The 25,636-nt window shown below is 64.8% G+C and carries 20 protein-coding genes; 10 read left to right on the top strand and 10 right to left on the bottom strand.

From position 1 onward, the window contains the following. Positions 1 to 68 precede the first annotated feature (68 nt). Together AC3WN8_RS29160 and AC3WN8_RS29155 are read right to left on the bottom strand one after the other, a co-directional pair. Entirely contained in the window at positions 69 to 1,043 is a 975-nt protein-coding gene (locus tag AC3WN8_RS29160; protein WP_492673035.1) for a FecR family protein, read from the bottom strand. Continuing rightward, positions 1,015 to 1,611: an RNA polymerase sigma factor gene (locus tag AC3WN8_RS29155; protein ID WP_492673034.1), complete on the bottom strand. Its 597-nt coding sequence runs from the start codon at positions 1,609 to 1,611 to the stop codon at positions 1,015 to 1,017. The genes AC3WN8_RS29160 and AC3WN8_RS29155 overlap by 29 nt, the downstream gene beginning before the upstream one ends. Before the next feature lie 121 nt (positions 1,612 to 1,732). Between AC3WN8_RS29155 and AC3WN8_RS29150 the strand changes: the two genes are divergently transcribed. Continuing rightward, entirely contained in the window at positions 1,733 to 2,377 is a 645-nt protein-coding gene (locus tag AC3WN8_RS29150; protein WP_492673033.1) for a TetR/AcrR family transcriptional regulator, read from the top strand. A gap of 15 nt (positions 2,378 to 2,392) precedes the next feature. Here the strand turns inward: AC3WN8_RS29150 and AC3WN8_RS29145 are convergent, their stop codons facing one another. Both AC3WN8_RS29145 and AC3WN8_RS29140 read right to left on the bottom strand, forming a co-directional pair. Then, a complete protein-coding gene (locus AC3WN8_RS29145; RefSeq protein ID WP_492673032.1) occupies positions 2,393 to 4,846 on the bottom strand; it encodes a M20/M25/M40 family metallo-hydrolase in 2,454 nt (817 codons plus the stop codon). 154 nt (positions 4,847 to 5,000) lie between these two features. Continuing rightward, complete coding sequence (locus tag AC3WN8_RS29140; RefSeq protein ID WP_492673031.1) at positions 5,001 to 5,882, bottom strand: alpha/beta hydrolase; 882 nt, start codon at positions 5,880 to 5,882, stop codon at positions 5,001 to 5,003. Positions 5,883 to 6,368: 486 nt separating this feature from the next. Between AC3WN8_RS29140 and AC3WN8_RS29135 the strand changes: the two genes are divergently transcribed. From AC3WN8_RS29135 to AC3WN8_RS29120, 4 genes are all read left to right on the top strand, one after another. After that, the gene (locus tag AC3WN8_RS29135) at positions 6,369 to 6,941 is read left to right on the top strand and encodes an RNA polymerase sigma factor (protein WP_492673030.1); all 573 of its coding nucleotides are present in this window, start codon (positions 6,369 to 6,371) and stop codon (positions 6,939 to 6,941) included. Next, a complete protein-coding gene (locus AC3WN8_RS29130; protein ID WP_492673029.1) occupies positions 6,938 to 7,894 on the top strand; it encodes a FecR family protein in 957 nt (318 codons plus the stop codon). Before AC3WN8_RS29135 ends, AC3WN8_RS29130 begins: the two co-directional genes overlap by 4 nt. An 83-nt stretch (positions 7,895 to 7,977) precedes the next feature. Continuing rightward, positions 7,978 to 10,941, top strand: coding sequence for a TonB-dependent receptor domain-containing protein (locus AC3WN8_RS29125; RefSeq protein ID WP_492673028.1), 2,964 nt, complete (start codon positions 7,978 to 7,980; stop codon positions 10,939 to 10,941). 614 nt (positions 10,942 to 11,555) lie between these two features. Beyond that, a complete protein-coding gene (locus AC3WN8_RS29120) occupies positions 11,556 to 12,356 on the top strand; it encodes an energy transducer TonB (protein ID WP_492673027.1) in 801 nt (266 codons plus the stop codon). Positions 12,357 to 13,161: 805 nt separating this feature from the next. On the opposite strand, the gene AC3WN8_RS29115 is transcribed toward AC3WN8_RS29120, so the two are convergent. From AC3WN8_RS29115 to AC3WN8_RS29105, 3 genes are all read right to left on the bottom strand, one after another. Continuing rightward, positions 13,162 to 14,109, bottom strand: a complete 948-nt coding sequence (locus AC3WN8_RS29115; RefSeq protein ID WP_492673026.1) for a carbon-nitrogen hydrolase family protein — start codon at positions 14,107 to 14,109, stop codon at positions 13,162 to 13,164. Further along, positions 14,106 to 14,600, bottom strand: coding sequence for a DUF3291 domain-containing protein (locus AC3WN8_RS29110; protein WP_492673025.1), 495 nt, complete (start codon positions 14,598 to 14,600; stop codon positions 14,106 to 14,108). The genes AC3WN8_RS29115 and AC3WN8_RS29110 overlap by 4 nt, the downstream gene beginning before the upstream one ends. A gap of 69 nt (positions 14,601 to 14,669) precedes the next feature. Then, positions 14,670 to 15,500 (bottom strand): LysR family transcriptional regulator, encoded by an 831-nt coding sequence (locus AC3WN8_RS29105; protein WP_492673024.1) that lies wholly within the window; start codon positions 15,498 to 15,500, stop codon positions 14,670 to 14,672. 94 nt (positions 15,501 to 15,594) lie between these two features. Here AC3WN8_RS29105 and AC3WN8_RS29100 point away from each other — a divergent pair, with 94 nt between their 5' ends. The 5 genes from AC3WN8_RS29100 (at position 15,595) to AC3WN8_RS29080 (ending at position 19,223) form a co-directional block, all read left to right on the top strand. Beyond that, the gene (locus tag AC3WN8_RS29100) at positions 15,595 to 16,218 is read left to right on the top strand and encodes an FMN-dependent NADH-azoreductase (protein ID WP_492673023.1); all 624 of its coding nucleotides are present in this window, start codon (positions 15,595 to 15,597) and stop codon (positions 16,216 to 16,218) included. Positions 16,219 to 16,221: 3 nt separating this feature from the next. Further along, a complete protein-coding gene (locus AC3WN8_RS29095) occupies positions 16,222 to 16,548 on the top strand; it encodes a DMT family transporter (protein WP_492673022.1) in 327 nt (108 codons plus the stop codon). Between the two features lie 152 nt (positions 16,549 to 16,700). Then, positions 16,701 to 17,537, top strand: coding sequence for an EamA family transporter (locus tag AC3WN8_RS29090; protein WP_492673021.1), 837 nt, complete (start codon positions 16,701 to 16,703; stop codon positions 17,535 to 17,537). Positions 17,538 to 17,569: 32 nt separating this feature from the next. Further along, positions 17,570 to 18,115, top strand: coding sequence for a hypothetical protein (locus AC3WN8_RS29085; protein ID WP_492673020.1), 546 nt, complete (start codon positions 17,570 to 17,572; stop codon positions 18,113 to 18,115). 67 nt (positions 18,116 to 18,182) lie between these two features. Next, positions 18,183 to 19,223 carry an alpha/beta fold hydrolase gene (locus AC3WN8_RS29080; protein WP_492673019.1) on the top strand — a complete coding sequence of 347 codons (1,041 nt, stop codon included), beginning with the start codon at positions 18,183 to 18,185 and terminating at the stop codon, positions 19,221 to 19,223. Between the two features lie 60 nt (positions 19,224 to 19,283). On the opposite strand, the gene AC3WN8_RS29075 is transcribed toward AC3WN8_RS29080, so the two are convergent. The 3 genes from AC3WN8_RS29075 to AC3WN8_RS29065 form a co-directional block, all read right to left on the bottom strand. Continuing rightward, the gene (locus tag AC3WN8_RS29075) at positions 19,284 to 20,843 is read right to left on the bottom strand and encodes a serine hydrolase (protein ID WP_492673018.1); all 1,560 of its coding nucleotides are present in this window, start codon (positions 20,841 to 20,843) and stop codon (positions 19,284 to 19,286) included. 367 nt (positions 20,844 to 21,210) lie between these two features. After that, entirely contained in the window at positions 21,211 to 22,629 is a 1,419-nt protein-coding gene (locus tag AC3WN8_RS29070) for a M20/M25/M40 family metallo-hydrolase (protein WP_492673017.1), read from the bottom strand. A gap of 705 nt (positions 22,630 to 23,334) precedes the next feature. Then, positions 23,335 to 25,050: an amidohydrolase gene (locus AC3WN8_RS29065; protein WP_492673016.1), complete on the bottom strand. Its 1,716-nt coding sequence runs from the start codon at positions 25,048 to 25,050 to the stop codon at positions 23,335 to 23,337. Positions 25,051 to 25,636: the final 586 nt, after the last annotated feature.

The raw sequence follows: 25,636 nt of genomic DNA, 5'->3' as shown, positions 1-25,636 counted from the left end.
CCTCTCCCGATCTCGCTGTGCTCGATCACCCTCTCCCCCTGAAGGGGGAGAGGGAACGGGGCGAAGCCTCAGCGTGACAACCTCACCTCGCCGGGCCCGATCGTCGCCTTGAGTTCGAGGCTGGCCGCCGCCGCCTTGGCAAAGGTCACGGGATCGTTCGTCGCGAACAGGCCGGTGATCTCCTCGCGGCCGATGCCGGGATCCTCAATGATGATCCGGGTGTCGCTATAGCGTCCGAATGCGGCGACGGCCTGCGCCAGCGGTTCGCCCTCGAATGCGATCCGGCCGCTGCGCCAGGCGGTTTCGCGGTCGACCTCGGTCTGCGCGATCTCGATCGGCCGCGCGGGCATCGTCGCATTGCCGGCGACGATGCGCATATTGGCGGTCATCCGCACCGCGCGCGTCGCGGCGGGCTGGCGGACATCGACTATGCCTTCGCGCACAAGCACCTCGACCGGCGCGTCGCTCAGCCTTTTCACCGTGAAGCTGGTGCCGACCGCACGCACCGATGTGCCGCCCGCCTCGACGAAGAAAGGACGCTGCGGATTCTTGGCGACATCGAACAGCGCCTCGCCTTCCTCCAGCGTCACTGTCCGCCGCGTGTCGGTGAACGCAACGCGAATGCGCGACGCGGTGTTCAGCGTGACGATCGATCCGTCCTCGAGCGTCACGACGCGCATTTCGCCGATCCTTGTATCGTATGTGGTCGCACCGGTCGCCAGCCTGAGACCGATCGCGCCGAGCGCGCACGCCGCGACCGCCGATCCGCCGAGCCAGAACATGCGGCGGCGCGTGATCGGCGTGGCGGCGGGCGGATCGGCCTGGGCAAAGGCTTCGGGCTCGAAATCGGGCCCAAGCGCCTTTGCGCTGTTCGACTGGAGCGCGACGGCACGCATGCGCATGAACGCGCCCAGCCGCCGGGGATCGCCCGCGATCCAGGCGTCCAGCTGCCCTTCATCCGCCGAGGACAGCGCACCGCGATCGATGCGCGCTGCCCAGTCGGCCGCGACGACGTCAATCTCCTGGCTTGTCTCTCTTGGCATGCGCCGCAACATTTCCTTCCACTCTATCCCTAGACGCGCCAGCGTCCGCTTTGCCACCCCTGCCGAGGATATCGGCGAGGCGGCGGAACCCCTTGCTCATCTGTTTTTCAATCGTGCTTTCGGCGACGCCCAGTTCCTGCGCCACCTCGCGCTGCGACATATCCTTCACCCGGCGCAGCACGAACACCTCGCGCGTGCGCGGCGGCAATTGCGCGATCGCTTCGGCCAGCTTGCGCAGCTCGTCGCGGTCGGCGGCAATGGTTTCGGGGTCGGGCTCGTCCGATACGAAATCCACCGCCTCGAATTGCGCCAGCGAATGCATCGGCACGACGCGGGCATGGCGGATATGGCTCAGGATCACCGAACGCGCGGTGGTGATCAGATAGGTCCGCGGATTGCGGATCTCCTCGACCGACTGGGTCGTGCTCAGCCGCGCATAGGTTTCCTGGACGATATCGTCGATATCGAGCCCGTCGACCGGCCGCCGCGACAGCCACGCACGCAGCGCCGGCTCGTGCGGAAGCACGTTGCGGGCCAGCCACAGGGCGCGTTCATCGTAGCGATGCATGATCCCTAGTTGATACGAAACCGCGCCGGTCGACAAGAGGCTCGGGAATCGCGCATCGACAAGCCCCTTGATGCTATGACAATTAGCCTCGCCAATCCTGACGAGCGCCGGGGAACGATTGATGAGCGAGAGAGCGCCGCGCCGCCGGCTGCGCCAGAACGAGCAGGTCGGCACGCGCAGCCTGATCCTTGAAGAAGCGATGCGCCTGATCGCCCGCGACGGTGTCGAGGAGATGCGCCTCAAGGATATCGCCGATGCGGTCGGTATCCGGATTCCGTCCATCTATCGCCATTTCGAAAGCCGCGAAGCGATCATCGCCGAGCTCGCCCGCTCGATGGTGGAGGATCTGGCGCAATTTCTGAGCCCCGATCCCGCGCTCGACCCCATTGCATGGATGGAAAGCTGGGCGCGCGGCCTGGTCTGGTTCTTCGCGAACAAGCCTGCCTACGCCCGGATGATCCTTCGCGATCTGGCGACGCCGGGCGGATTCGGCCCGATCTCCGCCGCCCTGGGTGCGGTCGAAGACACGCCTAGGATCGACGGGGTCGCCCGCATGGTCGGCGCGCTTCGCGCCGCCCATCAGCGCGGCATCGCCGCAAACCTGTTCAGGCAAGAGCTCGACCCCGGCTTCTTCTCGATGATGTTCGGTACCGTCCTGGTGTCGCTCGTCTGGCCTTATTCGGGCGCGGTCGCATCGATCGGCGTGGCCGAACTCGAAAGACTGCAATCCCGCGCTGCGTCGCTGGCGCTCAGCCTTTTGCGGTAAGAACGCCTTTCGAAATCACCAGCCGAGTTTGGACCGGGCCAGGATCATGCTGGTATCGGCGCGGCCGATCGGCACCATATTGGCAGGGCGTGCCGGCACCTTCGCACCCGCCGGCCAGCCGTCGCGAACCTCGATCAGTTCGACCTCCAGTTGCCCGCGCACGCCGGGTACCGCCATCGTCACCGTCACCGGATCGGTGCCGCTGGCATAAAAGGGAAATTGCGACCATTTTCCCGCGCTCAGCTTGCCCGGCAGCGGACGCCCCTCCAGCGTCACCCCCGTCATATCGACCGAAGATTTCAGGAAGATCTGCAGATAACGGCCGCCATTGGCATTGGCGACGCGCAGGCCGATGCGTCGCGCCGTGCCCTCGCCGGCGATCGCCAGGTCGAGCATCGGGCGGGCAAAGGCGACGGGCCGTGCGCGCGCGGCCAGTGGCGGTTCCTTGAACATCGGCTCCATCGGCTGGCGGCGCGCAGTGCCGCCATCCTGCTCCAGCACCGACTTCGTCCATCCCGCGGGATCGAGCTTGGTGGTCACCCAATAGCTGGTCCGCTTGTCGAGATCGGTCAGGTAAAAGGCCTGCACCAGTTCGGGCGTCGCCGGCGTCGGCGTGCGCCCGCGAATGCCGGTTAACGCGCACAGCGCGATGCCGGCGGCCAGCACGGCCGCGCCCGCCCATGCCGATCCCCTGAGCGACCAGAAAAGCGGCGCCAGGCCGAGCACGCCCAGCGCGACGAAGGGCGTGACGATCATCGGCAGCATCGGCCCCAGCAGCACGAAAAAGCCATAGGTCTGTATCGCCATCAGCCCGATGAGCAGCGCCGCGGCGACGCCGATCGCAATCCAGGCCCCGGGCCGGGCCGCGCGCTCGGGCGCCAGCACGAGCAGCGCCGAGATGCCGGCAAGCGGCAACAGCGGCCAGACCAATGCGTGCGCGCCATTGGGCAGCACGACCTGAAGCACCGCCGTCAGCAATGCGAGCAGCGCAGCCGCGCCCGCGAAGAAGCCGGCAAGGCCGGCCGGCCGGCCGAAGCTGACAAAGGCGAGCAACGCCGCGACCAGACCGACCGCCATCGCGACCAGGCTGAAACTGCCGAGCACACCGCACAACAGCCCCGCCGCAAGCAGCCAGAGCGCCGCCGCGCGGCGCTTGCCATCGGCGGCAGCGCGCAGCAGCAGCACGCCGGCACCGCCGGCGATCAGCCCGGCGGCGACGAGCAGCCAGTCGAATTGCGAGATCAGGGCATAGGGCGACGCGACATCCTTGAGCAGGAAGGACGCCAGGCGCAGCTCGACCAGCAAGGCGGTGGCGATGCCAAGCAGCAGCGCCAGCAATCCGCCGGCACCCCGCGCCGCTTCTCCCCAGCCGATCCGGCGCCGGGCGATGCCCAGCCCCAGCGCGCCAAACGCGGTGCCGACGGCGACGAGCGCGAGCAGCCAGCCGAACCAGGCGGGATAGGACAGGAATGTGAGGCCGAGCAGATCGGCATAGACCATCTCGTCGATGGCCTTGGGCAGCGTTCCGGCCTGCGCAAAGGCGCGCACCGTGGGCAGCACCTGATCGCCCATATGCTGCAGGCTGCCGGGGTTCAGGCTCTCCGGCGTTGAGACCGGCGTGTGATACGCCATCTGGTTGCCGGCAAAGGCGAAGTTCAATCCCGCATAACCCTTCGACAGGGGGATGGTGAGATCGGTGTCGTTGGGCATGCGCTTGTAGAGCGTCGCGGTGAGCGAATCCGCCGAGGGCGACTGCACGACCTGACGATAGACCTCGATCAGCCCGCGGCTGTTCGGGCTGGTCTGGAACATCTGGGTGCGGCCATTGTCGCCGCGCGCCTCCAGGTTGATCGCCAGCCCGACACGCTTGCGCAGGGGATCGTCGTGAAAAAAGGCGCTCGCGCCGAGCAGGCCGGCTTCCTCGCCATCGGTCATCAGGAAGATCACCGAACGCTTCAGCCCGCCCGAAGCCTTGAGAGCGCGCGCGATCTCCAGCGAGACCGCAACGCCCGACGTGTCGTCACCCGCGCCCGGCGAATGCGGCACGGTATCGTAATGCGCCATCACCAGCACGGCCGGAAGCGCGGGATCGCTCCCCTTCAGCTCGCCGACGACGTTGCGGACGCGGCCGGCAAGCGCCAGGTCCTTGAAATGCGGATGGGTCGTGATCGCGGTCTGCGTGCGGATCTGCGGATCGAGCCCCAGCGCCTGCATCCGCGACATCAGATAGGTGCGGGTCTGCTCGATCTCGGCCGATCCGATCGGATGCGGGCGCACCGCGATCGCGCGGACATCGTCCATCGCACGCTCGGCGGAGAATGCGTCGGCGGGCGCGGATTTGGGCAGCGACGCCGGCAGGGTCGTTGTACGCCAGGCCAGCGCCAGGCCGATCGCGAGCGCAAGACTGATGAGCAGCCAGTTGAAAGCCTTGCCAGCCTCCGCTTTCGTCGCCTGAGACACCTGACCCATAATCCCGTCACCTTCGTTTCGCAGCCTGCGTGAGGCACATGCTAATTCGACTAGCCTACAGCCTCATGATCGTACACCCTACAACGCCCACCATAGCGGATGCCATCGCCGGCAATATGAAGGTCATGCCGTCAGGCTATGTGGAATGCCTCGATCAAGGCTTGCGATCCACCCCGGCCTTCGGCCCAGGAAAGGGAAATGACGCGAAGGCGAAGCGGATCCCGCGCGCCAATGCAGCGGCGACGGTACTGGTATGCGTCTCGCCTTCGAAGACGACGAAGTCCGTGACAAAACCGGATTTCGACGGGAGCCTCGCCAGGCGATCCGCCATTTCGCGGGCATTTTCCACGGTCCGGGCCTCGCGGACATACTGGGCATAAGCGGCGCGGTCGGCATCGCCTGGAAGCGGCAGATCGAGCACCGTTTCCTCCAGCCCGCCGACGGTGATCAGCAACTTCAGGCCTTTGCCGCCCTCCGCGACGCGGCGCGCGAAATCCTTCTCGCGCGCCAACAGGTCGCCGCCGCCCCAATAGATTGAGGGGCTCGCCGCGACGATCGTCCGGAAACTCTCGGGATGGCCGAACATGACGTCGAGCGCGAAACGACCGGCAAGCGAATGACCGAACAATGCGGTGTTCGACACATCGATCCGATATCTGCGCGCAAGTTCGGGCTCGAGCTCGCGCTTCAGGAACCGGAAGAACCGCTCGGCGCCCCCCACCGGCGCGCCGCCCATTTGCCGGGCAACCAGCGCTTCCGCGCCTTTGGGCGCGTTCGGCGTCAGATCCATCACGCGCTGCAACCTGCGCTGTTCGCGTGTCGCGAGGGGATCGTCGCCCAGCGGATAGCCGATAGCGACGACGAGTGCGCCACCAGTCTCCGCACCAAGCTCCTGGATGCGGGCCATATCGGTCGCCACGCCGAAATAACCGTTGCCATCGAGGACATAGATGATCGGCATGCCCGTCGCCGGCACTCCGGAGACCGGCTCCGCGACCGAAATCCTGTAGATCGCCCCGCTGTTTTCGGAACGCATCTCCCACTCAGCAGAACCCGGCACGACCGCGCCCGTCCGGCCGATCGTTTGTGCCGGCGCACTGGTTGAAAGCGCGAGAAGCCCCACCTGGCCAACCGTCAAAACTAATGCGATTCTCAAATTTGCTTTCATATTCACCCCGACAATCCTCACACCAATCCTATAATTTCGCATTATGCTAATTATTTTAGCTTAATGCTTCTCCTGCTCTGCAAGATGCAGTCGATGTGTCGATTCGGGGCCCGCCGCGCCGTGCCGAAAGGGAGGAGAAGCTGAGATCGAACACCACCCCTCCGATCGACGCGGCCACGCCCGGCACGGACACGACACGCACGACTGGAAGACAATCGAGATCGACCGATCCCTATGGCGGCCACTTTCGGCCGAACCCGGCCCTTCCCGGCAAGGCCTTCCCACGTCCGCAGCCAAGGGGTTTGCCGCGCTCGATTGTCCATGAAGCAGGAGGCGCCGGAGCGACGGAGGCACATGGTTGAGCGCAGTGAAGTCAAGTCATGGTTCTGCAGGGAGGTGCTGCCTCTCGAGCATGTCCTGACGGCTTTCCTGCGCCGAAACTGGCGGACGGGCGAAGATGTCCTGGATTTCCGGCAAGAGATCTATGCCAAGGTCTTCGCCGCTGGATGCAAGGAGTTGCCGGGCAATGTCCGCGCCTTCGTCTTCGCCACCGCCAGGAATCTTCTGATCAACCATGCGCGCCGCGCGTCGATCGTGTCCTTCGAACTCGTCGCCGATATGGAGGAGGTTCCGACGCAAGCGGAGGAACTCACGCCGGAACGATATGCCCTTGCTCGTGACGAATTGAGGCATGTCAGAGCGGCCGTTGCCAGGCTGCCGGCGCGATGCCAGGAGATTGTGATGTTGCGTAAGGTCGAGGGCATGTCGCACCGCGAGATCGCCGCGCACACCGGCCTCAGCCAGAAAACGGTGGAGGCGCACCTGACGCGCGGAATGCGCGGCCTGGCGGACATGATGAGAGAAGGGATCGAACCGGCCGGCCCGGGCATGGGACATGATGTCGAGACAAGGAGTCGAGGCGCATGAGGCCGGTCGAGATCATCGAGCAGGAAGCCGCCACGTGGCTCGCCCGACAGGACGACGAAACCTGGTCTGAGACCGACGATGCCGCATTCGGGCGCTGGCTGAACCAGTGCATCGAACACGAAGTCTCCTTCTACCGGCTTGAAAGCGCCTGGCGCGCGGCTGACCGGCTGGCCGCCTTGAGAACGCCCGCTCGCCCGACGGGCAGCGCACCGCGCATGGGCATCTGGCGGCCGTGGGCGATCGCGGCATCGCTGCTCATAATGTGCCTGACTGCAACGCTCATCCATCGATCGATGCGGGGCCAGGATCCGGAACGCTTCGCGACGGTGCTGGGCGGACATTCGACCGTGCCGCTTGCCGACGGATCCCGTGTCGAACTCAACACCGATACCGCGATCCGCGCCGAGATCGCGGACGACCGGCGCCGCGTCTGGCTCGAACGCGGCGAAGCCTTTTTCGATGTCGCGCACGACTCGGCCAAGCCTTTCGAAGTGCTGGCGGGCATGCATCGCGTGATCGTCATCGGCACCAAATTTTCGGTGCGGCTCGATGGTGAGGATGTGCAGGTCAACGTCCTCGAAGGGCGCGTTCGTGTCGAGCCTATCCGGCCGACCGGTTTGGAGACCGCCCCCCTGAAGCTGCTGGGCGCCGGCGAACAGGCCCTGGCGTCGGGCACCAACGCGCTTGTCATGCCCAAATCCGAAGACAGGATCGCGGCCGCGCTCAGTTGGCGAAGCGGGACGATCCTGTTCGACGGCACGACGCTTGGCGAAGCCGCCACGGAGTTCAATCGCTACAATCGGCGAAAACTGCGGATCGGCGACGGCCTGGACGGGATGACGATCAGCGGCCGCTTCGAAGCCGGCAATGTCGATGCCTTCGCGCGCCTGCTCGGCAAGGCCTATGGCCTGAAAGTCCACGACACCGGCCAGATACTGGAAATCACCGAATAACGACCAAGGGTAATTCGTCCGTCGCTTGTCCAACCGACAGGGAGGCCGTCGCGCCGCCCGTTCAAAAAGGGGGGAGACGGACGATGATTTCCAGCCATGCATTCAGGACCATTCTAGCCGCTGGCGTCGCGGTCGTGGCGGTATCGACGACCGCACAGGCGCAGGATAGGGCATTTTCGGTTCCGGCAGGCGATCTGAAGACCGCGCTGGACAATTTCAGCCGTCAGGCCGGTATCCAGATCATCTACAAGCCCACAGAGGTACGGGGCGCCCGGACCAAAGGTGTCCGCGGCACGCGCTCCGCCGAAGGCGCGCTCGCCAGGATCCTGGAGGGCAGCGGCTTCATTGCCGAAAAGGATCCGACGGGAGCGATCGCGATCGTCCGCGCAGGGGAAGCACGCGCCGGAAGCGCCGCGGCCGAGATTGACGAGAGCGCCGCGATCGTCGTGACCGCGTCGCGCGTCGAACGCGCCGGCTTCGCCCAGCCGACGCCGACGACCGTGCTGGGCAAGAGCGAAATCCGCCAGGCCGCGCGCGCCAATCTTCAGCAAGTGCTGAACGATCAGCCGCAATTCCGGCCGACGATCAATCCGGCCGTCACCGTGGGCGGAACCCTCACCGGCGTGGCGCCGGTCGATCTGCGCGGTCTGGGTACCGTCAGGACGCTGGCATTGCTCAATGGCCGCCGCTTCGCTGGCGAAAACAACCTCAACTTCGTGCCGACCGGTCTGGTCGAACGCGTCGAGGTGGTAACCGGAGGGGCTTCCGCCGCCTGGGGATCGGGTGCGGTCGCCGGTGTGGTGAATATCATCCTGAACGACAATCTCGAAGGCTTCTCGGCCGGCGCAACGAGCGGCATCGCGTCGCGTGGCGACGCGCGCCGCCTGGGCTTCGACGCGAGTTTCGGCACGCGCTTCGCCGACGGCGCCGGCCATGTGATGATCGGCGCGGAATATGTCGACGACAATGGCATATCGGACCGCAATTCACGGCCCAATCTCGGCAGTTCCGGCATCGTCCGCGTTTCCCCCGGCAGCTTGACCGACCTGCGCACGCAAATCGCGCGCGACGTCAATTCCTACCAAAGCCATGGCGGCGTCATCACCAGCGGCGTGCTGGCGGGACAGGTCTTCAACAATGACGGGACGCTGCGCCCCTTCAGCGGCCCCAATGCGCAGGGCATCGGCGGCAGCGATGCCGTCGGCCTGTATGACGATCTTTACGCAGCCTCCCCCTTCGAACGGTTCAACACCTATGCCCGCGCAAGCTACGAGATCGGGAACGCCAAGCTCTGGGCCGATTTCGCTTATGGACGGGCGACATCGAAATATGTGTTCTTTCCCGATTTCCTGATTGCGCCGCTGACGATCCAGGCAAGCAATCCGTTCCTGTCCGCCGGCATCCGCAACCAGCTTGCCGCCGCCGGCCAGGCCAGCTTCACCCTGTCGCGCGTCTTCAAGGACGTGTTCCCGATGCGCTTCGGCTCGGTGCGCGAAAACAAGGAAGGCGCGATCGGCATCGAGGGGCGCTTCGGCAAAGGCTGGAAATACAACGCCCATTACAGCCATGGCGAAGTGGACACGCACTCGCAGTTTCAGAATTCCCGGATCGCCGCCAATTTCGCAAAGGCGGTCGATGCGGTTGCAAGCGGCGGCCAGATCGTTTGCGCGGTGAACGCCGATGCGATCGCCACCAATGATGATCCCGCCTGCCGCCCCATCAACCCTTTTGGCGAAGGCAATAATACGCCGGAAGCGCTCGCCTATGTTCGCGGGACGCAGAATTCGGACGTCGTGACGAAGCTGGATTCAGCCGGGCTCGAGATCCAGGGCGATCCCTTTTCGCTCTGGGCCGGCCCCGTTACCATCGTCGTCGGCGCGGAAGCCCGCTGGGAGGAACAGATCGGATCGCGCGGCGCTCTCGACGCCGCCGGCGCATTCGGCCTGCCCGGATTCGGCGCGCCCGTGTCCGGCGGGTTCAGCGTGAAGGAGGGCTTCGGCGAAATCGTCCTGCCGCTTCTCGATGCCGAAGGCGCGGTGAAGGCCGATCTGAACGGCGCGGTCCGCTATTCCGACTATAGTACCAGCGGCGGGATCTGGTCGTGGAAAGCCGGCGCGACGGTACGCCTGTTCGAGGATCTGCTGCTGCGCGCCACCCGATCGCGCGACATCCGATCGCCGAACGTCAGCGAGCTTTTCTCCAATCGGGCGATCGGCATCGGACCGCTGGTCGACCAGGACACGGCCGGCCGCACCGGTACGCCGGGCTATAATCCGAACCCGGCGCAGGTGACGACCTATGGCGGCGGCAATCCCGATCTGGTGCCCGAGATCGGCAAGACGCTGACACTCGGAGCATCCTATGCGCCCTCGTTCCTTCAGGGCTTCAACATCTCCGTCGATTATTACGACATCGAGGTGAAGGGCGCGATCGCCACGCTTTCCGGATCGAACCTCACTCTGGCATGTGCGCGCGGCAGCGCCGCCGCCTGCGCACGCATCACCCGGGATTCGACCGGCACGGTGACGCAGGTGCTATCGAACGTACAGAATATCGCGAGCTTCGAAACGCGCGGGCTGGATTTCGAAGCGTCCTATTCGATTTCGATGGATCGGATCGACGTGGATCTGCCGGGCACACTGCGTTTCCGCGCATTGGCAACCTATGTGGACCGCTTCATATTCGACACCGGCCTGACCCGGGTCGATACGGCGGGCGATGTCGGCGACGCCACCGCCAACAGCATCCCGCACTGGCGCGGCGTCCTCAGCGTGAATTACCAGAATGATCGGCTGGGGCTGGATGCCCGGTTGCGGCACATCGGCGGTGGCAAGTTCAATCACCTGCTCACCACGCTGGTCAACAATGAGATCGGCTCGCGAACCTATGTCGATATCGGCGCACAGTTCAAAATAGCCGACCGCTTCACCCTGTTCGGCAACGTCAACAATCTGTTCGACGTCAAGCTGCCGATCACCACGACCAGCAGCATCTACTATGACACTGTTGGAACCGCGTTCACGGCGGGTGCGCGCGTGAGTTTCTGACCGGGACATAGCGACATGGGCGGCCGTCCGATGCGGCCGCCCTTTCACCCCTCCGCCACATCCTCCGGATCCAAACGCATCGCCCCCCGGGCCTCGGCGTCTCGTTCACCATCAGCCCGAACGGTTGGGAGATACCAGATCGCAGATTCGTAAAACGGACCGCCGACTGGCGCCCAATTGTGCACGTCGGAAAGATCGGGCAGCATCGAGAGATGAAGCCGGTCGGCATTGTCATCACGTCAGCGACATATTGGTTTTTTGTGGCGCTTTGCTTCCTCGGCATCGCCGTGGGCGATTGCGGATCGGCATTGGACATCGAGGCTTGCGTTGCGGAGAAGCGCCTTGAGGCAATCTGCCTATTGGGAGGGGCATGCGTCCTTTATCTACCGGCTCTATGGCTAGCGGTTTGCAACAAGCGCCCATAGTTTTTTGTAGCGTAAAATGGCTTCCCTCTAACCTTCGCAATTCCGGCAACGGATATGAGTCGGAGTGCTCCAAACCTGCCCTGCCGCTTTTGGGAGAAAAGCGCCACACCGGTCCGCCAATTCCCGTTGCGGGCCGCCATTCATGCGATAGGATCGGGCATATCGCCACACGGGGCCGGAACGATGGACTTGGGTGCCTTGCTTTTGCCGTGGTTCGCGCTCGCTGCCGCGCTTCAGTCTCAGACCGACTCTGAAACGCCTGCGCCTGCCGATTCTGCGGCGATCACGATCACGCCGGACAATGTCGAGCTTTTCGGTGCCGGAGAATTCGCGTTCAAATTCGACCCCAATGCTTTCGACGTCGATCCGCCCCCTGGAGGCAAAGAGCTCTCGCTCACGGTCCGGCTGTGGTTCGATGCTTCAGGGGAAAAGGCGGTCGCGTGCGATGTCGGCTGGCCGTCGCTGCGGCAGGCGACGCAAACCGCCTGTGCGCAGCTTATGGCGTCGGCCACGTTCCGCAGAATGCCCGGCATGGTCGCCGCGCTTGGGCGGGGTTTTGTCGATGTGGATTTCGGCTTTTACAGAAATCCGCGGGATCACACGGCGAAGATCAAGACCTGGGCGCTTGCCCGTCCAGGATATGCGAATGCGACGATCCTCTATCCGCCCGACGACATTCCCGACGCCGATCGCCTGAAACCAACGGATGGACAGCTCAAATACTCGTTCAAGTCCGACGACTATCCGCCCGTGGCAATTCGCTACGGCACGGAAAGCCACAGCAACGTCCAACTCGGCATAGGTCGGAACGGCCGGGTCAAGACCTGCCGGCCGATAACATCGTCGGGCCGTGGAACGGCCTATATCGACAATCGAACCTGCGCATTGTTCCTGCAGCGCGGCCGCTTCGAATTCGCGCCCGGCGCACCGGCTTATGACGGGGTGCGCTACTTCAACAAGCTGATACGCTGGTGGCTGCCGGAAGTTTAAGGTTCCAGCCCTGCAGGATGTCGGGAACGCTTCACCATTTCCGCAGACGCCCCGCTATCCGGGACTTGCCGGTGGAGGCCAGCATCCCCCTCAAGACAAAGCGCGATCCGGTTGAGGGACACGAGGTCGTAGATTCATATCCGGACCGTCGGCAAGCGCCCCACTTGCGGTCGTTCCGACCGGACCTTCTGCCTCCCGAAAGCAGCCACTCCGGCCGCGCTTGCGTTGCCAACATTGCGTCCGTGTCACACCATGATAGCCTAACATATGCGACGTAACCCACATGCTCTCGGCGGGCCAGTTCAGCTAAGGCAGCCTCTGCTGTGGCTTGTCGCTGGCGGATTGCTTCTGTTCGCCATCTTGTTCATCATTCCGCTTAACGCGAATGCTGACGATCCTGCGTCGTCGCGACTTGCGTTCACCGGCTCCACCCAAATGCCGACCGAGTGGGTAGAAATGTGTCTGGGAAAGGACTGGGGTGGACGGCTGAGTCTACGCCACCGGAAACCACCACAGTCCGACAGGCCGACGGCAAGGCTCGATAATCCGGTTCGGCACTTCGTCGTCGATGTCGTCGATGAGGGAGACCGCCGAGTCCTGAGAGGCTACTCCCGGCGGGGCGAACCATTCAGCGTTGGGGAGCGCGAGGCTCTCACTGGATGCCTTACCGGGGCCGCTTTTGCGCTTGGCGACCCTAGAAACCGGAACGGCAGCTAACCACCCATTCTCGGCCATTCCCGTTTAACAGTTCACGGCCCAACCTTTGCCGCGATGACAACGATTAGTTGCCCCCCGTCCCATTCCTTCAGACCTCCGCCGCATCCTCCGGATCGACCCGCATCGTCACCCCCGGCCGCGGCGTCTCGTTCACCGTCAGGCCGAAGATATCGGGCCGCGCATAATGGCCGACCACGTCGAGATCGTAGCGCGCACCCGCCAGCTCGGCGACGTCGATCGTCGCGGTGATCAGCCCGGTCTCCATTTCGATCGGCCCGGCAAGCACATCGCCCAATGGACCGACGATCATGCTGCCGCCACGGATCAGCGGACGGTCCGCGTCCCATTTATCGGCTTGCGTGCCGAGTTCGCCGGGCGATGCCATCACCTGGCAGGCGCTGACCAGGAAGCAGCGCCCCTCATGCGCGATATGGCGCATCGTGCTGCGCCAGACGTCGCGATCGTCGACGGTGGGCGCGCACCAGATCTCGACATTCTTCGCGTACATCGCCGTGCGAAACAGCGGCATATGATTTTCCCAGCAGATCGCGGCGCCGATCCGGCCCGCGCGGCTTTCGATCACCGGCATGGTCGATCCGTCGCCCTTCGCCCAGATCAGCCGCTCCAGCCCCGTCGGCATCAGCTTGCGATGCTTGGCGACCAGCCCCTGTCCCGGCTCGATGAACAAGGCGGTGCAATAGAGCGTCGATCCCGCACGCTCGATCACGCCCAGCACGATCGCAGCGCCCGTGCGATCCGAGAGCCCGGCCAGCGCCGCGACCTCCGGCCCATCGAGATCGACGGCATTGGCATGATAGCGCGCGAATGCCGCCCGCCCCTCCGGCAAACGATAACCCAGCCGCGTGCCGAAATCCTCGCCCTTGGGATAGCCGCCGAGCAACGCCTCCGGCATCACGACCAGCGACGCACCGGAAGCGGCGATCTCCGCCTCGAAACCGAGAATGGCATCCAGCGTGGCGGCCTTGCCGCTGGGATCCGAGCCGATCTGGAGTGCTGCGATGACGGCGCCGCTCATGCGCAGCGATCCAGCAGCGGCGCGGCCTGTCCGGTGCCCGGCGGACCGAAGGGCTGCGCGAAGGTGAAGGCGTTCTCGCTCGACCCGCGTTGCCGCAACAACTCCAGCCGCGCCTTGCCTTCCGCCGGTGTCGGGCGATGGCCGGCGGGAATCCACCAGAGTGCCATGAAAAACTCCATCCGCTCGAACCACTCCTTGCGGCGGCGCATGATCTCCAGATGCGCGGGATCGCGATAGGTGAAGGCCGCGAGCGCATCGATATCGACCCAGGTCGACATGTTGACGATCACGTCCGGATCGTCGAACGCCTGGATGTCGGTGGCATTGCCGCCCTCCCCCACCAACCGCCAGACGAAACCCGGGCTTCCTTCAGCGATCGCATTGACGCGATCGAGATTGGCGATGAAATCGGCATTGACGGGATCGGCCATCGGCAGACGGAATCGCGCGATATTGATCTGCGCCAGATGGTGATCACGGGTTTCGGGCATGGCGATTTCCTGAAGCGTTGAATCGATCGCAGCAGCAATGCACATGCATCGCCGTCTTCACAAAGTCTTTCAACCCGCCAGCAGCTTCGCCAGTCGCGGCGCGACCTCTCGGACGAAATAGCGCACGCGCGGTGTGCGTTTCAGATCGGGGTGATACAGCAGCCAGAGTTCGGAGCCGAGCGCGTCGATCGGCCCCTCGACCGGCGCGATCGGCAGGCCGCGCGCCAGATAGGTCGGCAGCACGGCACGGCCGAGCCCGGCCGAAGCCGCCTGCGCCGCCGCCCACAGGCTGTTCACGCGCAGGCGTGGCGCCGGTTCCGCCCGCTCGTCCAGCCAGACCGCCGCCGGCACCGCCGACAGGCTCTCGTCGAAGCCGATCCAGGCGTCCGCCCCAGATGGCGCCGCGAACACGGCGAAGGCGATCTCGCCGATCCGGCGGCCGACCAGCGTCTCGGGCGGCGTGCTTGTCGGCCGCACCGCGATATCGGCCTCACGCCGCGTCATGTCCGCCATCGCATTGCCGATGGAAATGTCGATCGTCAGTCCGGGATGGTGCGAGATGAAGGGCGCGATCGCCTGGGTCAGCATCGGCAGCACGGTGTCGGTGGTGGTGACCGACAGCGTTCCCGACAACCGCCCGTCATGCCCCGCCGCCCTGCGCGCCAGTTCGTCGAGCGTCGCCTGCATCGCATCGGACGCGGCGATCAGCTCCTCGGCAAAGGGTGTCGGCAGATAGCGGCCATCGAGCTTTTCGAACAGGCCGAGCCCCAACCGATCCTCCAGCCGGTGCAGCCGGCGATAGATTGTCGCGACATGCGTGCCGAGCACCGCCGCCGCGCGAACGGGCCCGCCCGCGCGCGCGATCGTCGCCACCAGGCTGATATCGTCATGCTCGATCATCTTCGCATCCATGCGAAGATGATATGCACTGAAACGTCAAGCCTTTGCATGAATGCGACACTAGATCACCCACATCATCCAACGGGAGATCACCATGCCCATTCTGCTCCATATCGAAGCCTCGCCGCGCGGCGCGCGATCGGCCTCGACCGCGCTTGCCGCCCCTTTTGCCGATGCGTTCGCGGCGTCGGGCTGGACGATCGACCATCTGCCCTTGTGGCGCGCGGATCTGCCCGAATTCGACGGTGCGATGCTCGATGCCAAATATGCCCGTCTCGCCGGCAAGCCGCATGATCCGGAGCAGGCCCGGGCATGGGCGAATGTCGAGGCGCTGGTCGATCGGCTGAACCGCGCCGACCGGCTGCTGCTGTCGACGCCGATGTGGAATTTCGGCATCCCCTACAAGCTCAAACACTGGATCGACCTGATCACCCAGCCGGGGCTGAGTTTCAGCTTCGATCCCGCGACGGGCTACACCCCGCTGCTGGCGCCACGCCCGGTGACCGTCATCCTCGCCAGCGCCGGCGATTATCGCGAGGGCCCGAGCTGGGGCCGCCCCGATCTTGCCAGCGACTATCTGCACGCCGCATTGGCGTTCATCGGCCTCACCGACGCCGAGATCGTGCATGCCGGCCCGACGATCGGCGATCCGCAGGCGATGATGACGGCGCGGCTGGCGGCAACCGCACGCCTGTCCGCGATCGCGGCGGAGGGCTGAGCGATGGGCAATGCCATGGCCTGGACGATGCTCGTCGCCTCCGGACTGATCGACGTCGCCTGGGCCTACACGGCGAAACGATCGGCCGGCTTCACCGATATCGGCTGGAGCCTCGCCTCGTTGCTGCTGCTCGCCGCGTTCATCGTGCTGCTGACCAAGGCACTGCAGATCCTGCCGCTCGGCACCGCCTATATCGTCTGGACCGGGATCGGCGCAGTCGGGTCGCTCGCACTGGGCGCGATCATGTTCGGAGAACCGGCCGGAGGACCACGGCTGGCCTTTGCCGGCATCGTCCTGCTCGGGATCGTCGGGCTCAAGCTGGTCGATTGATACCAGGTTTCGATGCGTTCGACTCATCGAGGCTTGGTATCAGCCCGCGCGGCGCTTGAGCGAACCGATCGAGGATGCGTCAGCATCTTCGAGATCGCGTATGACGCCAGGCTTCGTAGCGAAGCGCATCCATTTCCCATATTGGCCAGAACATGCCGTTCGCCGTCTTCGGAATGATCCTGTTCGCCGCCGCGCTCCATGCGATGTGGAACGCAGTGGTGAAGGGTGGCAGCGATACGCTGCTGACGACGGTACTGGTGGCGGCATCGGCCGCTTTGCTCGCGGTCGTCGCCCTGCCCCTGTTGCCCGCGCCGGCCCCGGCGAGCTGGCCGTTCATCGCCGTCTCGGCAGTGTTCCAGATCGTCTATTTCATCCTCGTTGCCGCCACCTATCGCGTCGCGGACATGAGTCAGACCTATCCGCTGATGCGCGGCACCGCGCCGCTTCTGGTCGCGCTGGCGAGCACGGCCTGGATCGGCGAGCCGCTGTCGACGTCCGCCTGGATCGGCGTGGCGGTGATCTGCGCGGGCGTATTCGGCATGGCGGCGGACGGACGGCGCGGCGGCAATCGGACGGGCCTGCTGCTCGCGCTGCTCAATGCGGTGGTGATCGCCGGCTACACGATGATCGACGGCCTGGGCGTGCGGCGGTCGGGTGCGCCTGCTGCCTATACGCTATGGATCTTCCTGTTGACCGGCCTGCCGCTCGCCGGATGGGCGCTGCTGGCGCGGCGGCGCGCATTCGCGGACTATGCCGTGCGCAACTGGCATCTCGGACTGATCGGCGGCATCGGCACGCTGGCATCCTATGGACTGGCGCTCTGGGCGATGACCATGGCGCCGGTGGCCGTCGTCGCGGCGCTCAGGGAAACATCGATCCTGTTCGGCACCGCGATCGCCGGACTGCTGCTCAAGGAACGGCTAAGCGCGGCGCGGATCGCAGCCGCCTGCGTCATCGCCGCAGGTGCCGCGATCCTGCGCATGACATGACAATCGGACGCAAGCGTGAAAGGCTGGGCGACATGAGGATATCGACGCTGATCGCGGCCCTGATCGCCCCTTTGCTGCTGGCCTCCTGCTGGGAGGGAGAGGCCTGGTATGCGGCGAGCGAAGGCGAAACCATTCTTCCCGCCGGCGATTATCGCCTGGTCGAACCCGGCTCGCCTCCGGAAGGCGACGACATCCTCCGCGTCGCGCTGAATGATGATGGCAGCCAGTCGGTCACCGCCGAAACGCCCTGGCGCATCGTCAGCGTGCCGTTCGGGTCGCCGGCCGATCGGCGTTATCTCGTCCAGGCGCAGAAGATGGACGGCAAAGGGCATGACGATGGCGCCGCCTTCCTGCTGATGGAGGTTCGCGACGGGCGCTATCTGCTCACCATCCTGCCCTGCGGCGGGTCGGTGCGGACGGCGGTCGAGCAATCGGGCGGCTTTGTCAGCAGCGATCCCAACAGCGCATCGACCTGCAATTTCCGCGACCGGGCGCTGGTCGAGGCGCAGCTCAAGGCCTTCCTGGCCGCACCGGACCGCACAGACCCCGACATGGAGCTGGTCCGGGTCGCGCGCTGAGCCTCTGCGGGCGCATCGACAGGATTTCGCGTCGATGCCATGATCGCCGTCCGGGGGAGGACAAGCGATGCGGTTTTCGGAATTTGCGGTGACGTTCGGCCTCGCCTGTGCGGCCATGGCGAGCGCGCAGACCGCGCCGCCCGCCGATCCGCTGCTGGCGCCCTATGTGAAGCCCGGCATCCTGGCGAAGCTGCCCGATGGCCGCCGCATCCATCTCAACTGCATGGGCCGCGGCGCGCCCACCGTCATCATGACCGCGGGCCTGGGCGACTGGGGCCAGACCTGGCGCAACATCCAGCCCGCCGTCGCGCGCGACAATCATGTCCGCGCCTGCGCCTGGGATCGCGCCGGTTTCGGCTTCAGCGACGGCAGCATGGTGCCGCAAGGCGTCGACAACACGACATCGGATCTCGAGGCGGCGTTGAAAAGCGCCGGGATCAAGGGCCCCTATGTCGTCGTCGGCCATTCGCTGGGCGGATATGAGACTTTGCTGTTCAAGGATCGCCATCCCAGGCAAGTGATCGGCATGGTGCTGGTCGATCCCAGCATCCCGCATCAGGAAGCCCGGCAGAAAAAGGCCGCCCCCGCGCTCCCCGTCTTCGCGGCGGAAATCTATGCCGAAATGCGGAAGAAGGCGCAGGGCTGCGCGGCGGCGGTGGCGCGCGGCGCGCTGACCCCGACCTCGCCCGACCCCGACGACTGCCTGGCCTATCCGCCCAGCTATCCCAGGCCGCTCTCCGCGGCGCTCAAGACGCGCGACATGGATCAGGCGCGCTGGGCGGCGACGATCTCGCTGACCGCCAATTTCGCGCGCAGCACCGAACTGGTCGCCAATCCCGCGCGCAACTACGGCACGATGCCGCTCATCGTCCTGTCGGCCGAGAAGATGCAGGATCTGCCCCCCAACACGCCGCAGGCGGTGTACGATCAGCTTCCGGCTTTCCAGGCCGATCTGGCCCAGGCGCATCGCGAATTGGCGGCGCTGTCCACGCGCGGCGAGAACCGCCGCGTCGCCGACGCCTCCCATTATATCCAGGACCAGCGCCCCGACCTGGTGATCGCCGCGATCGGGCAGGTCATTGCAGGGGCCCGGCGGACGGCACGATAGACTGCCCGTCGGCCTTCTCCTCGCGTCGCTTCGCGACGGGGAGGAAATCGCCCGAAACGCTTATTTCCGCTTGAAGATGTCGCCGCCGAGCACCAGCGTGGCGATCTGCCCGTCCGCACCGAAGGTGAAGCCCGCCGGGGTCTGGCCGACGACGCTGATCTGGCCCAGGCTGGTCCACCGCGCCTTGAACATGTCGGCACGCTCATGGTCGAGCACCGCCGTCGACGCCGGACGCGCGAGCATCAGCTTGCCGTCGGCCAGCGTGATCCGGATATCGCCGAGCAGGTCGCTCGAATAGGTGCCGGCATAGCGGTCGAGCGGCAACCGGGTCGGCGCCGCGGCCGCGGCCGGGCTCGCCGCCGCCTTTTCGCGCGCGATCCGGGCCGCGTCGTCGCTCGTCTTTTTCAGCACGGCACTGTGATCGGTCACCGGGCCGCCCAGAAACGCGTCGAGCACGCGCAGCTCGACGGCAGTGGCCAGCAGATTGGGCAGGTTGTTGGTCAGCACGATCACGCCCAGCTTCTTTTCGGGCATCATCGCGATCACGCTCTGCATCCCGTCGATCCCGCCCGAATGCTGGACGACCTTCTGTCCGCGATATTCCTGCACGCCCCAGCCCAGCCCATATTCGCTGAACTTGAAGATCTTGCCGGGGCCGCCGCGCGGCACGATCTGGCCGGTATGCATCTCCGCCAGCGTCGCCGGCGCGATCAGCTGCTTGCCCTCGAACGTGCCGCCGCCCAGTTGCATCCGCACCCACTGCGCCATGTCGCGCGCGCTGGAATTGATCACGCCGGCGCCGCCGACATTGTCGATCAGGCGATAGGGGATCGGCACCATCTTGCCGTCGGACAGCGCGTGCGGAGTCGCGACATTGTCCATCCCCTTCAGCTCGGTGACGCTGGTATTGGTGCGGCGCATGCCCAGCGGTTCGAAGATGCGGCTGATGATGAACCTGTCATAGCTGGTGCCGGTAACCGCGGGCACGATCTCGCCCGCCGCGATGAACATCTCGTTCTGATACTGGAACTGGTTGCGGAAACCGAGCGACTCGGTCTGGAAACGCAGCCGCCGGATGATCTCCTTGCGGTCGAAGCCCGACCCGTACCAGAGCCCGCCATTGGTGACGACGCCGGTGCGGTGCGACAACAGGTCGCGCACCGTCGCGTTGCGCGTGACATAGGGATCGTTGAGTTCGAACGACGGCATATAATCATGCACCGCGCCGTCCCATGCGATCTTCTTCTCGTCGACCAGCATGCCCAGCGCCGCCGCGGTGAACGCCTTGGTCGTCGATCCCATCGCAAAGATCGTGTCGGCATCCACCTTGCCCGGCTTGCCTGCCTCGCGCACGCCGAAGCCTTTGGCATAGACGATCTTGTCGTCCTTCACGATCACGATCGACAGCCCCGGTATCTGCCAGGCCTGGCGCGCCTTCTCGATATAGTCGTCCAGCCCCTGCAGCGCGACATCGGTCGCCACCGCATCCGCCGGCGCCTGGACGGCAGTTTGAGCGCCGGTCTGGGCGCCGGTCTGGGCAAGCGCCGGAATCGCAGGCGCGACCAGCGCCAATGCCGTTGCGGACAGAACGACATGCTTCATTCGCGCGATCGAGATCATGATTTGGCGCCTCCCTTTATGGCGCGGACCATCGGCCAAGTCGCAAGATTATGCAACCCATGGAGGACAAATTTGTCCTGATCAGACAATTTTTTCCAAAAACTGATACTCGGCGCCTTCTCCCCTATGTCGTCATTGCGAGCCCTTCGACTGCCTGCCAAGGCAAGCGCTCGGGATGAACTTCGATCCTGCGGATCGAAGCGTGGCAATCCAGGGATGCGTCAACCGCTGGATTGCTTCGTCGCTACGCTCCTCGCAATGACGATGCGGAGCAGGAAGAGGTATGGAACACCTCCTTCCAACGCACGCCAAATTGAAATCCCGGACTGCAATGGGCCTCTCCCGTGGGAGGGAGAATCAGCCCCCCTCAGGGCTGCCCCGCATACGCCTTCACCAGATCGTACAGGAAATCCCGCCCGACCATGACCGAGCGGATCTCGCGGCGCTCGTTCAGCCCGTGCGCGCCATTGCCGTCGGGGTCGCCCCAGCCGCCGGGCACGCCATAGGTGGGGATGCCGATCGGCGCCAGGAATGTGGCGTCGGTGGCGCCCGTCGACATCGACGGGATCAGCGGCACGCCGGGGAAATAGCGTGCGACCAGTTTCTCCGCGGGTCCCATGATCTTCGGGTCGAGCGGCGGGGTGACCGCAATCGGGCGCAGCCGCCCGACCAGGGTGACACTCACTTTCGGATCGCCGATCGCCTGTTGCAGCGCGGCGCGCGTCGTATCCTGATCCTCGCCCGGCGCGATCCGGCAATTCACCGTCGCCTTCGCCCGCTGCGGCAACGCGTTGGCCGCGTGGCCCGCCTCCAGCATCGTCGCGACGCAGGTGGTGCGCAGCATCGAATTGAAGCTGCGATCGGCGGAGACGACCGCCTCCGCCGCCTTGTCGCTCGGGTCCTTGCTCAGCTGCACCATCGCCCGGCCGAGATCGTCGTTGCGCACCGCCCCCGCCTTGGCGAAGAACACGCGCGTCGTGTCGTTGAAACGGATCGGGAATTTATACGCCCGCACCTTCACCAGCGCGTCGGACAGTTCGTAGATCGCATTGTCGTCGACCGGGATCGAGCTGTGGCCGCCCGGATTGGTCGTTTCCAGTTCGAAGCTGCGATTGGATTTCTCGCCCACCTGCATCGATTGGGTGACGACCTTGCCCTTGCCGTCGGTGCGGCCCCCGCCCCCTTCGTTCAGCGCGAATTCCGCGGCGATCAGGTCGGGCTTGTTCTCGGCCAGCCATTGCGCGCCGTTCATCCGCGCGCCCGATTCCTCGCCACAGGTCAGCGCCATCTTGATCGTGCGCTTGGGCTTGAAGCCTTCCCGCTTGAACCGCGCCATGGTGTCGACCCAGGCCGCGACCATCGCCTTCATGTCGGATGCGCCACGGCCGTAATAATAGCCATTCTCTTCGATGAACTTGTAAGGATCGCGCTCCCAATCCGCGCGCCGCGCATTGACGACGTCGAGATGGCCGAGCAGCAGCATCGGCTTCGCCGTCTTCGACGTGCCGGGCAGCACCGCGACCAGCCCGCCGTCGAGCGGCATGGTGTCGACCTTGAACAGCGTCAGCTGATCGTCGCTATAGCCCGCCGCCTTCAGCCGCGCCGCCATCTTCTCCGCGGCCAGGGTGCAGCTCCCCGTCGCAACCGACGTGTCGGTCTCGATCAGCTCCTTGTAGAGATCGCGGAACGCCAGTTGATCGGGCCGCAATTCGGGCGACTGGGCCAGCGCCCCGCCGGAGGAGAAAAGCGCAAGCGCGCTGACGGCGGCGGCGAACGGATATTTCATCGGCATGTCCCAGAGATGATTGGCTCCGCCAAGGGCTATGGGCCGGCCACGCCCCTGTCAAACGGGTTGCCCCCACCTGTCATCCCCGCGAACGCGGGGATCCAGCTTTTCCGTGAAGCGTCCGGAAAAAGAAGAACAAGCGGTATCCCCGCCTCCGCGCACTGGTGTCCGGAATTTCTTCAGGACGCGAGACGGCGTGATTTTCTCCTCTCCATCGAAGATGGGGAGGGGGACCGCCACGGCGTGAGCCGTGGTGGTGGAGGGGAAATGCGATACCGCCACCGCGCGCGGCTTTTGGGCGACTTTCGCACGATTTTTTCCAGTTACGGCGAGGAATCGTGCGTCGCAATTCCCCTCCACCACGCCGCTTCGCGCGGAGTGACGGGTCGATCGCGCCCCCCCGGCACGGTCTTGGATTGCCGGGGGCAATCCAACCCGACACTCCCCCTCCCCGCGCTGAAGCGCAGGGAGGAGAAAGTCTCGTTGCCCCAAGTACCGAGCAAAATCCCGGACAGCAGTGCGCCTCCGCGGGGATGACATCATGGGGAGGACAACAATACGCTTCCCGCAAAGCCCCTCTCCCTCCGCGTCTCCGCGCCTCCGCGTGAACCATCTCCAGCTCCGAGCGAACGGGTTCACGCGGAGGCGCGGAGACGCGGAGAGCCGCTTCCTTGAGCTTCGCGCCTTCGCGTGCCCGATGCCCCATCACGCCTCGTAAACCGTCCTGCCCCCCGTCACCGTGCGCAGCACCTTGATGTCGATGATCTTCTCCGGATCGATCTTTTGCGGGTCCGCCGCCAGCATCACGAAATCGGCAAGCTTGCCCGGCGTGATCGATCCCTTGATCGCATCCTCATGGCTGGCATAGGCGCCGTTATAGGTGCTGATCCGGATCGCCTCCGCCACGGTCACGCGCTGCTTCGCGCCCCAGGTCTCGCCATTCCATCCCTTGCGCGTCACCATCCCCTGAATGCCCATCAGCGGCGCGAACGGGCCGGGGAAATAATCGGATCCCGCGGCGACGGGGATGCCGGCGTCGAGGAACGACCGGAACGCCATGCAATGATCCATGGTCTCCGCGCCGTAGAAACCGAACTTGTCGGTGTTGTAATACGCATAGCTGGTAAAGGGCGTCGGGATGACGCCGCTGTCCTTGATGCGGCGCACCAGATCGTCGTTGATCATCGTGCAATGCGTGATCTTCGGCCGCGTATCGGCGACGGGCACTGCGCGAAGCGCGCGCTCATACGCGGTCATCGTCGCCGCGATCGCGCGGTCGCCATTGGCATGGCAGTTCAGCCGGATGCCCGCGCGATGCACGCGCTCGGTCCAGGCGTTCAGCACATCCTGCGTCTCGACCAATATCCCGTAATAAGGCGGGTTCGATCCGACATAGGGCTTCGACATCGCCATCGTCCGTTCGGAGAATGATCCGTCGACGACATGTTCGGCGGTCGCGCCCAGCCGGATCCATTCGTCGCCGAAACCGCTCTTGATCCCGTTCTTGATCATCCCTTCCAGCAGGTCGCCGGCCACTTCGAAACTGACGCGGTGGCGCAGGTCGCCACTGGCGCGCACCGATTGCAGCGCGACCAGATCGTCATATTGCGCGGTGTTCGATTGCACGCTGGTGACGCCATATTTGACGAGTTGCTTGGAGAAATGCGCGGCGGCGACGCGGGCCCGCTCCGCCTGCTGCGCCGGGGTGAATTCGGGCTCCTTGCCGACGGTGTAGAAGATATCGTTGCCGCGCTCGGCGGCGCGGCCGGTCAGCTCGCCCTTCGCGTCGCGGAAATATTCGCCGCCCGGCGGATTGGGCGTGTCGCGCGTGATTCCGGCCAGCTCGAACGCCTTGCTGTTGTACCAGTAAGTATGGCCGCCGCGATGGCGCACGCGGATCGGATGCTCGGTCGAAACCTGGTCGAGATCCTGCCGGGTGAGCGGGCGTTTGTCCTTCACCTTGGTGTCGTCATAGAAGGCGCCGTTGATCCACGTGCCCGGCGGCGTTTCCTTTGCGCGTGCCCGCAGCCGATCCTGGATCGTCGCGATCGTCACGAACTCGACCTCGAACGGATTGCCGACGACGACATCGTACAACGCCATATCGCCGCTGGCATGGATATGCGCATCGATGAAACCGGGCACCACCGTCGCCCCGCCCGCATCGATCCGTTGCGTCGACGGCCCCGCAAAACCCTTGATCTCGTCATTCCCCCCGACCGCGACGAACCGCCCATTCTTGACCGCGAATGCCTGCGCGCTCGGCTGCGCCGGATCGACCGTCCAGACATTGGCATTGAACACGATCAGATCGGGCACCGGCGACCCCAGCGCCCAGGCATTGCCCGACAGGCCAAGCAGGCCCACGCCGAAACCGGCCCTGCCGATGAAATCGCGTCGGCTTTGGATCAAGTCGGTCATTGCTGTGGAGCCCCCTGCCTTGTTGAGTTCTGGAACGGACGTTCGCTGGACGGCCTTGTCATCTCGCCCTGCTGGAGGCCCATCGAGCGTCGGAAAACACGATCGCGTGCACGGATCGTACGACATCAAACGCTATGGGGTCGGGGAGTTTCTGTCAAACAGGGCAAGCGGGAACCGCGACTACGCAGAGCTTCCACAATCCCGATCGCAACTGCGTAGTTCGATATAGACACGCTTGCCACACTTTCCGCCAGCGGACAAGTTATCCGTAGCAATCTAATTTTCCTATCAACCGACGCCTCACTACATTCCAAATTCATCCACACATATATAAAATTTAAAAATATCAAAAATACGTTCAAATATTATATACGTATTTCATAATTTCATAGTGAATTCACCATATCACCACCACCTTACTTTAGCTTGACATTCAACGCTTATCGAAGCATCATACGTTTATAACGCAACCAACAGATTATTATTAATTTCGATTTTCAATTGAATATGGGGGGGGGGGGGGGGGGGGGGGGGGGGGGGGGGGGGGGGGGGGGGGGGGGGGGGGGGGGGGGGGGGGGGGGGGGGG

It is taken from the genome of Sphingobium sp. FW305-3-2-15-F-TSA7, assembly GCF_058787155.1.
The sequence above is the reverse complement of the archived record's forward strand: the minus strand, read 5'-3'. Positions and strand labels throughout refer to the sequence as shown.